At 64.8% G+C, this 13259-nt stretch carries 10 protein-coding genes; 6 read left to right on the plus strand and 4 right to left on the minus strand.

What is annotated here, in order from left to right:
* Nucleotides 1-288: 288 nt before the first annotated feature.
* The 4 genes from mnmG (at nt 289) to I6F33_RS22370 (ending at nt 4898) form a co-directional block, all read left to right on the plus strand.
* Complete coding sequence (gene mnmG, locus I6F33_RS22355; protein WP_225144169.1) at nt 289-2169, plus strand: tRNA uridine-5-carboxymethylaminomethyl(34) synthesis enzyme MnmG; 1881 nt, start codon at nt 289-291, stop codon at nt 2167-2169.
* 191 nt (nt 2170-2360) lie between these two features.
* Complete coding sequence (gene rsmG / locus I6F33_RS22360; RefSeq protein WP_225144216.1) at nt 2361-2966, plus strand: 16S rRNA (guanine(527)-N(7))-methyltransferase RsmG; 606 nt, start codon at nt 2361-2363, stop codon at nt 2964-2966.
* 28 nt (nt 2967-2994) lie between these two features.
* Nucleotides 2995-3861 carry a ParA family protein gene (locus tag I6F33_RS22365; protein WP_225144170.1) on the plus strand — a complete coding sequence of 289 codons (867 nt, stop codon included), beginning with the start codon at nt 2995-2997 and terminating at the stop codon, nt 3859-3861.
* 149 nt (nt 3862-4010) lie between these two features.
* Nucleotides 4011-4898: a ParB/RepB/Spo0J family partition protein gene (locus tag I6F33_RS22370; protein WP_036024286.1), complete on the plus strand. Its 888-nt coding sequence runs from the start codon at nt 4011-4013 to the stop codon at nt 4896-4898.
* Nucleotides 4899-5050: 152 nt separating this feature from the next.
* On the opposite strand, the gene holA is transcribed toward I6F33_RS22370, so the two are convergent.
* From holA to leuS, 3 genes are all read right to left on the minus strand, one after another.
* On the minus strand, nt 5051-6079 hold the full coding sequence (gene holA, locus I6F33_RS22375) for a DNA polymerase III subunit delta (RefSeq protein WP_036024285.1): 1029 nt from the start codon (nt 6077-6079) through the stop codon (nt 5051-5053).
* Between the two features lie 65 nt (nt 6080-6144).
* The gene (gene lptE / locus I6F33_RS22380) at nt 6145-6696 is read right to left on the minus strand and encodes an LPS assembly lipoprotein LptE (RefSeq protein WP_036003091.1); all 552 of its coding nucleotides are present in this window, start codon (nt 6694-6696) and stop codon (nt 6145-6147) included.
* Nucleotides 6683-9319, minus strand: a complete 2637-nt coding sequence (gene leuS / locus I6F33_RS22385) for a leucine--tRNA ligase (protein ID WP_225144171.1) — start codon at nt 9317-9319, stop codon at nt 6683-6685. The genes lptE and leuS overlap by 14 nt, the downstream gene beginning before the upstream one ends.
* A 187-nt stretch (nt 9320-9506) precedes the next feature.
* Between leuS and I6F33_RS22390 the strand changes: the two genes are divergently transcribed.
* Complete coding sequence (locus I6F33_RS22390; RefSeq protein WP_225144217.1) at nt 9507-10553, plus strand: GGDEF domain-containing protein; 1047 nt, start codon at nt 9507-9509, stop codon at nt 10551-10553.
* 169 nt (nt 10554-10722) lie between these two features.
* On the opposite strand, the gene I6F33_RS22395 is transcribed toward I6F33_RS22390, so the two are convergent.
* Complete coding sequence (locus I6F33_RS22395) at nt 10723-12426, minus strand: diguanylate cyclase (protein ID WP_225144172.1); 1704 nt, start codon at nt 12424-12426, stop codon at nt 10723-10725.
* Nucleotides 12427-12535: 109 nt separating this feature from the next.
* On the opposite strand from I6F33_RS22395, the gene I6F33_RS22400 reads away from it, so the two are divergent.
* Entirely contained in the window at nt 12536-13225 is a 690-nt protein-coding gene (locus tag I6F33_RS22400; protein ID WP_036003069.1) for a YggS family pyridoxal phosphate-dependent enzyme, read from the plus strand.
* Nucleotides 13226-13259: the final 34 nt, after the last annotated feature.

Consider the following 13259-nt stretch of genomic DNA (forward strand, 5'->3'; position numbering starts at 1 on the left):
ATTGCTTCGCTGCGCTCGCAATGACGGAGTATGACGCGGTTGCCCCGCGTTCGACTGGCAGCTCCGCCAAAGAGACAATGGGACGGATCGGGGGTTGTGTTCGATGGTCGTGGAATTAGGTCCCCGTTCCGTTTCACGTGAAACGCGATGTGGCTCAATGCCGCTCCTACTGTGCATGGGGTTGTTTTCGCAAAAGTGCTTCCGACCTGGACCGCGCTTGTTTCACGTGAAACACTTCACCCGAGTTTCTACTTCCGGCTTTCTCTCCGCTAAGCTAGAAGTCCGTCCATGCGAACAGAGCGAGAGAGCTTCGACGTCATCGTCATCGGCGGCGGTCACGCCGGCTGTGAGGCCGCGGCTGCTTCTGCCCGGATGGGTGCCACGACCGCTCTGGTAACGCACCGTTTCTCGACCGTTGGCGCGATGTCCTGCAATCCCGCCATCGGCGGGCTCGGCAAAGGGCATCTGGTCCGCGAGGTCGATGCGCTCGACGGCCTGATGGGCCGTGTGAGCGATGCCGGCGGCATCCAGTTTCGCGTTCTCAATCGCCGGAAAGGTCCTGCTGTACGTGGACCCCGAGCCCAAGCCGACCGAAAACTCTATGCGGCGGCGATGCAGGCGGCGATCCGCCAGACCGAAGGTCTTTCCGTCATCGAGGGCGAAGCCGACGAGCTAGTCGTGACCGATAGCAGGGTGACGGGACTGCGTCTTGCCGACGGCCGGGAGCTCAGGGCAGGAGCCGTTGTCGTGACCACCGGCACCTTCCTCCGCGGTCTCATCCATCTCGGCGAGAAGAACTGGCCCGCCGGACGCGTCGGCGAGGCGCCTGCGATGGGCCTTTCCAGCTCCTTCGAGCGCGCCGGCTTCACTCTTGGACGTCTCAAGACCGGGACGCCGCCGCGTCTCGACGGCACCACCATCGACTGGTCCGCAGTCGAGATGCAGCCCGGCGACGAGCCGCCGGAGCCGTTCTCGGTCATGACGGAGCGGATCACGACGCCGCAGATCCAGTGCGGGATCACCCGGACCACGTCCGCGACCCATGAGGTGATCCGGGCCAATGTCCATCGCTCCCCGATGTACTCCGGCCAGATCAAGAGCTCCGGTCCACGCTATTGCCCCTCGATCGAGGACAAGATCGTCCGCTTCGGCGACCGCGACGGTCACCAGATCTTTCTGGAGCCGGAAGGGCTCGACGACACGACCGTCTATCCCAACGGCATCTCGACCTCGCTCCCCGAAGAGGTCCAGCTCGCGATCCTCGCCAGCATCCCCGGCCTGGAGCGGGTGAGGATGGTCCGTCCCGGCTACGCCATCGAATACGACCACATCGATCCCCGCGAGCTCGATCCGACCCTCCAGACCAAGCATCTGCGCGGTCTCTTCCTGGCCGGGCAGATCAATGGCACCACCGGATATGAGGAAGCCGCCGGGCAGGGCATCGTCGCCGGCCTGAATGCCGCGCTCTCCGCCAGCGGTGCCGCGCTCACCGTGTTCAACCGTGCCGACGGCTATCTCGGTGTGATGATCGACGACCTCGTCACCCGCGGGATCAGCGAGCCCTATCGCATGTTCACCTCCAGGGCCGAGTACCGGCTGACCCTGCGGGCCGACAATGCCGACCAGCGTCTGACCGAGAAAGGGATCGCTCTGGGATGTGTCGGCAGCGCCCGGATCAGGCATCATCGCGCCAAGACGGACGCCCTGAACGCTGCCCGGACGTTGTCGAAGTCCCTGACCATCACCCCGAACGAAGCCATCAAGCACGGGCTGTCGCTGAACCGGGACGGCCAACGCCGCTCGGCGTTCGAGCTGATGGCCTATCCGGAGATCGGCTGGAGCCAGGTCCGCGCGATCTGGCCTGAGCTGTCGGCGATCGATCCCGTCATCGCGACCCATCTCGAGATCGACGCGAAGTACGACGTCTACCTGGAGCGCCAGAGCGCCGACGTCGAAGCCTTCCGGCGCGACGAGGGCATGGTGCTGGCGGATGTCGATTACCAGCTCGTTCCCGGTCTCTCCAATGAAGTGCGCGCCAAGCTGGAGAAGGCACGACCGTTCACCGTCGGCCAGGCCGGCCGGATCGACGGGATGACGCCGGCGGCGCTCGGCATTCTCGCGGCCTATCTCCGCCGCGAGGCACGGAAGACTTCCAAAGCAATCGCATAAAGCCAATCGCATAGGCGTTTCACGTGAAACAGCGCGGATCGGGCGGAGATCGACCGCCATCGCGAAGACCCGGAGCGGGTGAGGGCGCCGGGCAGCGAAGTGAACCTGGAGTGGCCAGCCCGAAGATCAGCAAGGCCGCGGCCAACGACAAGGTGCTCGATTCGATCATCGCCGCTGACAAGACCGCCGCTATGAAGCTCGCTCCCGTTTCACGTGAAACCGAGGAGCGGCTTGATCGCTACATCGCGCTACTTCGGGAGTGGCAGGCCAAGACAAATCTCGTCGCGCCATCGACCTTGCCAAACCTTTGGACCCGGCACATCGCTGACTCGCTCCAGCTCGTCGATCTCGCACCGGCTGCAAAACGCTGGGCTGATCTCGGGAGCGGCGGCGGATTTCCCGGCGTCGTGCTCGCCTGCGCTATGGCCGGCACGCCTGGCGCGAGCGTCCATCTGGTCGAGCGAATCGCCAAGAAGGCCGCTTTTTTGCGCGAAGCGATCCGCGTCACCACATCTCCGGGAGTCGTACATCTCGCTGAGATCGGGGATAATGTGGATAGAATCACCGGCCCCGTCGATTGCGTCACCGCGCGTGCGCTGGCTCCGCTACATCAACTCATCGGCTTTGCGGAGCCGCTGATGCGCCAGGGCGCAAAAGCGTTGTTTCCCAAGGGTCAAGATGTAGAGGCTGAATTGACCGAAGCCGCTAAATATTGGAATATTCGGCCGCAGCTCCACCAAAGCCGCACGGGCGACGGCTGGATCGTGGAGCTCAATGCCGCCGAACGGCGCAGCTGAGGCGTTGAGGGGTGATTGGGGAATTGCGATGAGCGTGATTGACGAACCGCAGCGAGAACAGACGGCCCAAAAGACCGACGAGGTCCCCCATGGCCATCCGCGCATCCTCGCGCTGGCGAATCAAAAGGGCGGGGTGGGGAAAACAACCACAGCGATCAATCTGGGCACGGCGCTCGCGGCGATCGGCGAGCGCGTCCTGATCGTCGATCTCGATCCTCAGGGCAACGCCTCGACCGGCCTCGGCATCGATCGCCGCAACCGCTCCTGCTCGACCTACGACGTGCTGATCGGCGAAGCCGCCTTGCGCGAGGCGGTGGTCTCGACCGCGGTGCCGCGGCTGCACATCGCACCATCGACCATGGATCTCTCCGGCCTCGAGCTCGAGCTCGGCACCACGCCCGGCCGCGCCTTCAAGTTGCGCGATGCGATCGGCGCGCTCAACAACAACGTCTCGCCGGACGCCGACTACACCTACGTGCTGATCGACTGCCCGCCCTCGCTCAACCTGCTTACGGTCAACGCGATGGCGGCCTCGGATGCGATTCTGGTGCCGCTGCAATGCGAGTTCTTCGCGCTCGAAGGTCTGTCGCAATTGTTGCAGACGGTCGAGCAGGTGCGCTCGACGCTCAATCCGAACCTGTCGATCCACGGCATCGTGCTGACCATGTTCGACTCGCGCAACAACCTGTCGAACCAGGTCGTCGCCGACGTCCGCCAGTTCATGGGCGAGAAGGTCTACAAGACCATGATCCCGCGCAACGTGCGCATCTCGGAAGCGCCGTCCTACGGCAAGCCGGTGCTGGTCTACGACCTCAAATGCGTCGGCAGCGAAGCTTACTTGCGCCTCGCCACCGAAGTGATCCAGCGCGAGCGCGAGTTGCGCACCACGCATTGACGCTGCCGTAGGGTGGGTTAGCCGAAGGCGTAACCCACCACGGTCTATCTCAGTGGAAACAGAGGAGGTGGGTTACGCTTTCGCTAACCCACCCTACGATTCGAAATTCAGTTCTGGAGTGCTGCACCGTGAATCCAAGGGAGCTGGCGATGGCCGACGAAGCGCGTTCGCGACTGGGCCGGGGTCTTGCAAGTCTGATCGGTGACGTCGGCGGCGAGGCTCAGCATGTCGATCGTCCGCGCGCGCAGCGCAAGGTGCCGATCGAATTCATCAAGGCCAATCCGCGCAACCCGCGCCGCACCTTTTCGGACACCGAGCTGAAGGAGCTCTCGGAGTCCATCAAGCAGCATGGCGTGATCCAGCCGATCGTGGTGCGTCCGGTGAAAGGCGCGCAGGACCGCTTCGAGATCATTGCCGGCGAACGACGCTGGCGCGCCTCGCAGATGGCCGGGCTGCACGAGGTGCCGATCGTCCCGGTCGACATCAGCGACAGCGATGCGCTGGAATTCGCGATCGTCGAGAACGTGCAGCGCGAGGACCTCAACCCGATGGAAGAGGCGCAGGGCTATCATGCGCTCGCCAACGAGTTCAAACGCAGCCAGGAGGACATCGCCAAGGTCGTCGGCAAGAGCCGCAGTCACGTCGCCAACATGATGCGGCTGACCAAGCTGCCGGCGGAGGTGCAGGCCTTCATCGCGACCGGCGAGCTGACGGCCGGCCACGCCCGCGCGTTGATCGGCGTGCCCGATCCGCTCGCCGCCGCCAAGCGCATCGTCGAGGAAGGTCTCAACGTCCGCCAGGCCGAGGCGCTTGCGCATGAAGAGGGCGTGCCGGAGCGCAAGCCGCAGAAGGCGCGCGCCAGCGGGGGCAAGGAGAAGGATCCCGACACGATCGATCTGGAGAAGCGCGTCAGCGACGCGCTCGGGCTCAAGGTCACCGTCAATCACCGCGATCCCGGCGGCTCCGTGCAGATCAACTACCGCAACCTCGATCAGCTCGACGAGGTGATGAAGCGGCTGGCCAAGGGCGCGCTGTAGAGCCATTTTCACGCCACTCTCTCCACGCGTCATTGCGAGGAGCTCGCGACAAAATTGCGAAGCAATTTTGCGCTGAAGCGGCGAAGCAATCCAGAATCTTTCCGCGGAGGGACTCTTCGCTGCGCTCGCAATGACGTGGAGAGAGCGGAGGTCTAGCCCCGCCGTTTCGCATTCGCGGCGATCGCCATCAGCGCACGTTGGGCGATGGCAGCGGCGAGGGTGGACTGCTTGCGCGTGTCGAGGGCGGCGGTCGCCAGCTGCTCGATCACAGCGGCGAGCCGCGCCGGGCTGAAATTGCGCAGCGCGGTTTCGACCGCGGGCTTTCGTGAAAAATGCAGGCGCGGAAAGCCGCCGTCGAGCACGGCGGAGGCAGGCGTGCCGTCTGCAATCGCCAGCGCGGATTTGTGCAGCCACGCGGCCTGGCGCTGCGCGGCCGAGATGATCACGCCGGGATAGGTCCCGGCGATCATCGCTTTCGCAAACTCGGTCTCGACGATGTCGGGCCGCCCGGCGAAGGCACCGTCGACGATCGGATCGAGCTTCAGCTCCGAGGCATCGGCGACCACGGCCATGACGTCATCCAGCGTGACCTCGCCCTTGCCATGGGCGTAGAGCGTCAGCTTGCGCAGCTCGTTACGCGAGGCCTGACGGTCGCCGCCGAGGAACGACATCAGCGCCGCGCGGGCGTCCGGCGCGATGCGCAAATTCGCGATCCGCAGCTCGTCGTCCATCAGCTTGGCAAGATCGCGCTCGGTGTCGGGATAACAGCCGATCGCCACGGCGGTCTTGGCTTTCTCGCAGGTCTTGCGCAGCGGCGATTCCGGACGGAGCTCGCCGGCCTCGATCACGATGCGGCAATCCTTCACGTTCATCTCGGCCAGAGTCTCGATGCCGGAGGCAAAGCTGCGCGAGCCGGCGCGAACGCGGATGGCGCGTCGGCCGCCGAACAGCGGCACCGTCATGGCTTCGTCGACCAGGCGCGACGGCTCGGCGGAGAGCTCGTCACCGTCGAGCTTGACCAGCGAGAACGGATCGTTGGGATCGTCGACGCCGGACGCGATCAGCGCGTCGGCGCGCTCGCGCACGAGGCCGGCATCGGGACCGTAGAGCAGGATGATCGGACGGCCCGCATCGGGGCGGGCGAGGAAGGCGTCGATCTCTTTTCCGCGCAGTGCGACCATATCGTCCGATACTCGTCATTCCGGAATGCCTCGTCAGAAGGCGAACCCGGAATGACGGAAGCGTATTACGTTCCCGCGGTGAAGAACGAGGCGAGCCGGGTGGTGATGTTCTCGGCGATCTCGTTGGCGGCGCGATCCTCGGCATCGCGCACGGCGCGGGTGCGCGAGAAACGCTGATAGGACCCCGGCATGTCATAGGACACGCGCGAGAAGGTCGAGCCGGTCATCACAGACTTGCCGGTTACGACTTCGACCAGATTGTACTGGGCGTCGATGCCGAGATTTTCGCTGGTCGGCAATCCCGTTGCGGAGCTGACGATCAGGGAGGAGCGGCTGGTGGTGAAACGGATGTCGAGCCGGTGGGTCGGGGGCATGCCCGTCGCCGTGCCGTAAAGCTTGAAGGCCAGCGCGTTGCGGATCTCGACGCCGACGCGGGCCTCGCGGGAAGCATTGGGTTTGTTGATCGGGGGCAGCTCGACCCCCATCAGCTTCTCGCGCAGGCCCGGGGTGCCGTCGCTGCGCTCGGCATACATCGGCTGGAAGCAGCCGGCCGTCAGCGCCGCCAGTGCGGCAACTGCCAGCAAGCGGGCTGCGATACGGGTCCTAGCCGACAACATTCACGATCCTCTTGGGAACGATGATCACCTTGCGGACGGGCTTGCCGTCCAGGGCCAGCTTTACCGCATCGAGGGCCAAAACGGCAGCCTCGATTTCCGGATTTTGGGCCGCTGTTGCAACTGTGACCTCACCCCGCTTCTTGCCGTTGACCTGCACCACCAGGGTCACGCTGTCTTCAACCAGCAAATCGCGTTCGATTTGCGGCCAATCGGCCTCCGAAACCAGCCCCTTTTGGTCCAGAACCTGCCAGCACTCCTCGGCGAGGTGCGGCATCATCGGCGAGAACAGCTGGACCAGGATTTGGCTGGCCTCCTGGATCGCCCAAGCCAAATCTGGAGCGAGATCCGGGGCGGGCTGGCCGGCGCGCTGGAGCACCTCCGAGAATGCATTGGTGAATTCGCGGATATGCGCCAGGCAAACGTTGAAGTGCAGCCGCTCGATTCCTGATGTGACCTTGTCCAGCGCGCCGTGGGCGGCCTTGCGCAACGCCGTGGCGTCCGGGCCGAAGCTGGCCGGCCGGGCCGCCGGCGCAGCCTTGCCGAGGGTGGCGGCATCGTTCACCAGCCGCCACAGCCGCTGCACGAAGCGCGAGGCACCCTGGACGCGCTCGTCGCTCCAGATCACGTCGCGGTCGGGCGGGGAGTCCGACAGCATGAACCAGCGGGCGACATCGGCGCCATAGGTCTCGATGATGTCGTCGGGGTCGACCGTGTTCTTCTTCGACTTTGACATCTTCTCGATCGGGCCGATCGCGATGTCTTCGCCCGTCGTCAGCAGCGTGGCGCGGCGTCCGTTGCCGCCGACCTCGACCTTCACCTCGGCCGGCTGCACATAGCTGCCGTCGGCCTTCTGGTAGGTCTCGTGCACCACCATGCCTTGCGTGAACATGCCGGCGAACGGCTCGTCCAGCGCGATATGCCCGGTCGCTTTCATCGCGCGGGTGAAGAAGCGGCTGTAGAGCAGATGCAGGATCGCGTGCTCGACGCCGCCGATATACTGGTCGACCGGCAGCATCCGGTTGGCGACCGCAGGCGTGGTTGGCGAAGCCTCGTTCCAGGGATCGGTGAAGCGCGCAAAGTACCAGGACGAATCCACGAACGTGTCCATGGTGTCGGTTTCGCGCTGCGCCTTGCCGCCGCATTGCGGGCAGGTGACGTGCTTCCAGCTCGGATGATGATCGAGCGCGTTGCCCGGCTTGTCGAAGGTCGCATCGTCCGGCAGCTTCACGGGCAGGTCGGCATCCGGCACCGGCACCACGTCGCATTTCGGACAGTGAATGACGGGAATCGGGCAGCCCCAATAGCGCTGGCGCGAGATGCCCCAGTCGCGCAGGCGGAAATTCACCTGGCGCTCGCCGACCGGCGCGTTGCCGCGCAGCTCCGTCTCGAGCCGCTTCGCCACCTCTTCCTTCGCCTGCTCGATGGTCATGCCGTCGAGGAAGCGCGAATTGATCATGCGGCCGTCGCCGTCATAGGCGGTGTCGGTGATGACGAAGGACTTGGGATCCTGGCCTTCCGGGCACACGACGGGTGTGTTGCCGAGAGCGTACTTGTTGACGAAGTCGAGGTCGCGCTGATCGTGCGCCGGGCAACCGAAGATGGCGCCGGTGCCGTATTCCATCAGCACGAAATTGGCGACATAGACCGGCAGCTTCCAGGACGGATCGAACGGATGCAACGCGCGGATGCCGGTGTCGAAACCCTGCTTCTCCGCGGTGTCGATGATCTCCTGCGCGGTGCCGATCTTCTTGATCTCCGCGATGAACGCCGCAAGCTCAGGGTTCTTTGCTGCCGCCGCCTGCGCCAGCGGATGATCCGCCGAGATCGCCATGAACTTCGCGCCGAACAGCGTGTCCGGGCGCGTCGTGAAGATCTTCAGCTCGCTCTCGCCGGCCGGCGTCGTCGCCGCATCCAGCGCGAAGCGGATCAACAGGCCCTCGGAGCGGCCGATCCAGTTGCGCTGCATCAGGCGCACCTTGTCGGGCCAGCGGTCCAGCCCGTCGAGCGCCGAGAGCAGCTCCTGCGAGTACTTCGTGATCTTGAAGACCCACTGGTTCATCTCGCGCTGCTCGACGACGGCGCCCGAACGCCAGCCGCGGCCGTCGATCACCTGCTCGTTGGCGAGCACGGTCATGTCGACGGGGTCCCAGTTCACCTTGCGCTTCTCGCGCTCGGCAAGTCCTGCGCGCAGGAAGTCCAGGAACATCTTCTGCTGGTGCTTGTAATAGGAGGGATCGCAGGTCGCGATCTCCCTGGACCAGTCCAGCGACAGCCCGATCGAGCGGAGCTGTTTCTTCATGGCGGCGATGTTGTCGTAGGTCCAGGCCTTCGGCGCCACCTTGCGCTCGATCGCGGCGTTCTCGGCCGGCAGGCCGAAGGCGTCCCAGCCCATCGGATGCAGCACGTTGAACCCCTTGGCGCGCATGAAGCGGGCCAGCACGTCGCCGAGCGTGTAATTCCGGACATGGCCGATATGGATGCGCCCGGACGGGTAGGGGAACATCTCGAGCACGTAATATTTCGGCCGCGGATCGTCGTTCTTGGAGACGAAGATCGCCTGCTCGTCCCAGAGGCGTTGCCAGCGCGGTTCGGCGTCGCGGGCGTTATAGCGTTCGGAGGTCATGGAATCGTTGGGTTTTCGTGGTTCGGCCGTCTCAAGACGGCGGACTAGGCCATAGAAGCCCTTAAGGGGTCAATGGGTTGCCGCGTTTTGGAACTTTGACCCCTCCGCATAACTACGAGGGTCCGCGTTGGGGTGTGATTAAGGCGTCGATGCCAAGTTGCAGCCCGACAAGGCCGCGTTACCGCACATGGATTCCAGCTTCGACGATCCCGATTACGACTATGCCGCGTCCGTCGCCGGGCGGGCGATGCGGAGCATGGCCGAACAGCGGATTGCACCGACCCCGGCCAACTTTGCCGTCTGGTTCCAGTATTTCGCGGGCAGCCATGACGATCTGCGCAACGCGATCGATCTCCTGATCGACCACAATCGTCCCTTCGACGCCCAAACCAATCAGGATCTGTTCGAGACCTACGTCGCGCCGCAGGTGAGTGCCGTCGTGGTCGACACGTCCGAGCGGCTGCAGGCGCTGATGGGGACGGCGAAGGAGTTTCTGGCGACGGCGATCGCCGACAATCATTCGCAGATGCAGGTCATCAGCCAGGTGGCTGACCAGGGCAAGGCCGGCGTCGATCCAAAGCTGCTGGTTGCCCAGCTCATGAACGAGCTGGCGCGGGCGGCCACGCGGGCGACGCGGCTGGAGGCGGGCTTTGCGGAAAAGACCCGCGAGCTCGACGTGATCCGCGATTCGCTGTCGCGGTCCGAGCAGCGCGCCCGGACCGACACGCTGACCGGGCTGGCGAATCGGCGGGCCCTCGACGAATTCCTGCGCAAGGCGCAGACGACCGCGGAATGGGGCGAGCCGCTCAGCGTGCTGATGCTCGACATCGACTACTTCAAGTCGTTCAACGACAATTTCGGCCACGGTGTCGGCGACCAGGTGCTGCGCCTGATGGCCAAGGTCCTGCGCGAGAAGGTTCGCGCGCAAGATCTGCCGGCCCGCTATGGCGGCGAGGAGCTGATCGCGGTGCTGCCGGACGCCGATCTCGCCGCTTGCGCCGAGATCGCCGAACGCATCAGGCGCGCGATCGCAGATTGCACGCTCACGCGTCGCTCGACCGGCGAGACCCTGCCCGGCATCAGCGTGTCGATCGGCGTGGCGCAATACCGGGTCGGCGAGGCGATCACGGATCTGATCGAACGCTGCGACCGTGCGCTCTATCTCGCCAAGGGCGGCGGCCGCAATCGTGTGGTGACGGAGATCGAGCTCGATCGCGCCGGGGCTGCGGGCTAGCGGTCAGCGACGGTATGCTCCCTCGCCCCGCTTGCGGCAGGGCAATCGCATTTGAATTTTCGAGAGGCGTCAAGCTCGGCCATGACGACGTGGAGATAGTCGGTGCCCATGGCCCACATCTCATACGCGATAGCCCGCCGCAAGCGGAGCGAGGTGAAGTACCAGCGCTTTAGGCGCTCGCCACCATCATCATCTCGGCCGTGCCGGTCGCGATCGCCTGCACGCCGTGCTCGACGACATTGTTGCGGCCACGATGCTTGGCGGCGTAGAGCGCGGCGTCGGCGGCTTCGATCAGGTCGCCGGGACGCAAGGACTCGTTCGGCTTGGTCGCGGCGACGCCGATCGAGACCGTGACGATCATGTGGTTCGAGGTGATGTGAGGCAGGCAGAGCCTCAGCACCGCCGAACGCACCTGCTCGCCGATCGCGACGGCGCGCGTCACGTCGGTGTTCGGCAGCAGCAGGCAGAACTCCTCGCCGCCGTAGCGGGCCGCGAAGCCCATCGTGTCGGCGGCGATGCCGGACAGTGATTCGCCGAGCCGCGTCAGGCAGGAATCGCCTTCGAGATGGCCGTAGGTGTCGTTGAACAGCTTGAAATGGTCGACGTCGATCATCAGAAGCGCCAGCTCGCTGCCATATTGCTGCGCGCGCATCCATTCGAAATCCAGCCGACTCTGGAAGCCGCGGCGGTTGGCGAGACCGGACAGCATGTCGATCGACGCCATTACCGTCAGGCGGTCGTTGCTTGCGATCAGCTCGCGCTCGCGCTGGCTCAGCTGCGCGGCCATCGCGTTGAACGCGCGGGCCAGCGGCACGAACTCGGCGGGCAGGCGATTGCGCGCGGCGCGCGCCGACAGGTCTCCCTCGCCGAGCCGCTTGGCCATGTCGGCGAGCATCTCGATCGGCTTGATCACGAGCTTTTCGGCGGCGATCAGCGCGCCGAGCAGGACGAACATGAGCACAAAGGCGAGCTGCAGATAGGCGGTGCGGATGTCGCGGCTGACCGCTGCGGATACCTTGTCTTCGTCGATGCTGGCGATCAGGCGGGCATTGGTGCCGGCGATGCGGATATAGCTGACCGCGCGGCGGGAGCCGTCGGCGGCGAGAAAGGACAGCGAACCCTCATCCTGATCGGAGCGCAGCGCCTTGTCGGCGATCGCGGACATCAGCGGCATGTTGTCGAGCGGACGGCCGACCGCGCTGTGCTGATCGGCCGGGGCCGCCAGCACGGTGCCCGCGCTGTCGACCAGCACCGCAGTGATGCCGGCGCGACCGCCCAGATTGTTCATGACCTTCGACATCCAGTCGAGATTGACGGTGGCGAGCACGACGGCATCAGCCACACCGCTGAAGGCGGAGACCGGATAGACCGCCATCACCGTTGGCGACGGTACCGGTCGCGACATGATGAAGTCGCTCAGCACGAAGCGGCCGGTTTCCTGGGCCTGCTGGAAGTACGGTCGGTCGCTGAGATCGAGGCCGACATACATGTTGTTGGTGGCGCATTGGATGCGGCCGTCCTGGCCGGCGATCAGAAGCGTGCGGATCCAGGGCAGGCTCGACGGCAGGCTCGCGCGCAGCACGTCGCAGCTCTTGCTGATGCCGCCGGCGGAGGCGCGGATGAAGGCCTCCGATTTCAGAATGGTCTCGACCGACGAGATTACCTGGCGCTGCGCATCGGCGCTGTGCCTCGCCACCGTGGTGAATTCAGCCGCGGCCTGCGCAACTTGCCGCGCGCGCGTGTCTTCGAGGGAACGGATGCGCTCGATCATCAAGGGCGTCACGAGAATCACCGCGAGCAACGCAAGCCGCGCCCGGATACCGAGAACCTGCTTGAGTTTCGCGCGCTTGCGGTTGAGACTGACGCTTGCCATTTTCGCTACCCACCCCGCGGGCTAAGGTAAAGCGAAGGGTTCAAAAACTGTTTCTTGAACTCGGTAAAATTGGACCTAACTCGGGCTAAGGTCACAACCAAGAGACGTCATGACGGAAGCCAACGTCGCGCCGGTCACCGGCCATTCACCAAACGCGCTCGCCGCGGTCGAAGCCGAAATTGCACGCGCCTGCAGGGACGCGCAGCGTGACCGCGCCTCGGTCACGCTGATCGCCGTGTCCAAGACGTTCGCGGCGGATGCAATTATCCCGGTTATCGCCGCAGGACAGCGCGTATTTGGCGAGAATCGGGTGCAGGAGGCCAAAGCCAAGTGGCCGGCGTTAACGTCTGCTTACCCCGATATCGCGCTGCATCTGATCGGGCCGCTGCAATCCAACAAGGCGAAAGAGGCGGTTGCGCTGTTCGACGCCATCCATTCGGTCGACCGTCCGAGCATTTGCCAAGCGTTAGCCAAGGAAATCGAATCCCAGAACAGGCACCCGCAGCTGTTCGTCCAGATCAACACCGGCGAGGAGCCGCAGAAGGCCGGGATTGCCCCGGGCGAGGCCGATGCCTTCATTGCAAGCTGCCGCGACACCTACGGGCTGACGATCTCCGGATTGATGTGCATCCCGCCGGTCGACGAGCCGCCCGCCGCCCACTTTGCGCTCACGGCCAAGATCGCCGCGCGCAATGGCTTGACGAATCTCTCGATGGGCATGAGCGCCGATTTCGCGACCGCCATCATGCTGGGTGCCACCCATGTGCGCGTCGGCAGCGCGATCTTCGGGCATCGGTAATTGCCGTTGGCGAGGGCCGATGCCGCCCGAACGC

The sequence above is a fragment of the Bradyrhizobium sp. BRP20 genome, from assembly GCF_020194215.1.
Classification (GTDB): Bacteria; Pseudomonadota; Alphaproteobacteria; order Rhizobiales; family Xanthobacteraceae; genus Bradyrhizobium; species Bradyrhizobium yuanmingense.

Excerpts from the sequence above, each read along its gene's own strand:
- mnmG (WP_225144169.1), top strand. The coding sequence starts at position 289 with ATGCGAACAGAGCGAGAGAGCTTCGACGTCATCGTCATCGGCGGCGGT.
- rsmG (WP_225144216.1), top strand. The coding sequence starts at position 2,361 with ATGAAGCTCGCTCCCGTTTCACGTGAAACCGAGGAGCGGCTTGATCGC.
- I6F33_RS22365 (WP_225144170.1), top strand. The coding sequence starts at position 2,995 with ATGAGCGTGATTGACGAACCGCAGCGAGAACAGACGGCCCAAAAGACC.
- I6F33_RS22370 (WP_036024286.1), top strand. The coding sequence starts at position 4,011 with ATGGCCGACGAAGCGCGTTCGCGACTGGGCCGGGGTCTTGCAAGTCTG.
- holA (WP_036024285.1), bottom strand. The coding sequence starts at position 6,079 with ATGGTCGCACTGCGCGGAAAAGAGATCGACGCCTTCCTCGCCCGCCCC.
- lptE (WP_036003091.1), bottom strand. The coding sequence starts at position 6,696 with ATGTTGTCGGCTAGGACCCGTATCGCAGCCCGCTTGCTGGCAGTTGCC.
- leuS (WP_225144171.1), bottom strand. The coding sequence starts at position 9,319 with ATGACCTCCGAACGCTATAACGCCCGCGACGCCGAACCGCGCTGGCAA.
- I6F33_RS22390 (WP_225144217.1), top strand. The coding sequence starts at position 9,507 with ATGGATTCCAGCTTCGACGATCCCGATTACGACTATGCCGCGTCCGTC.
- I6F33_RS22395 (WP_225144172.1), bottom strand. The coding sequence starts at position 12,426 with ATGGCAAGCGTCAGTCTCAACCGCAAGCGCGCGAAACTCAAGCAGGTT.
- I6F33_RS22400 (WP_036003069.1), top strand. The coding sequence starts at position 12,536 with ATGACGGAAGCCAACGTCGCGCCGGTCACCGGCCATTCACCAAACGCG.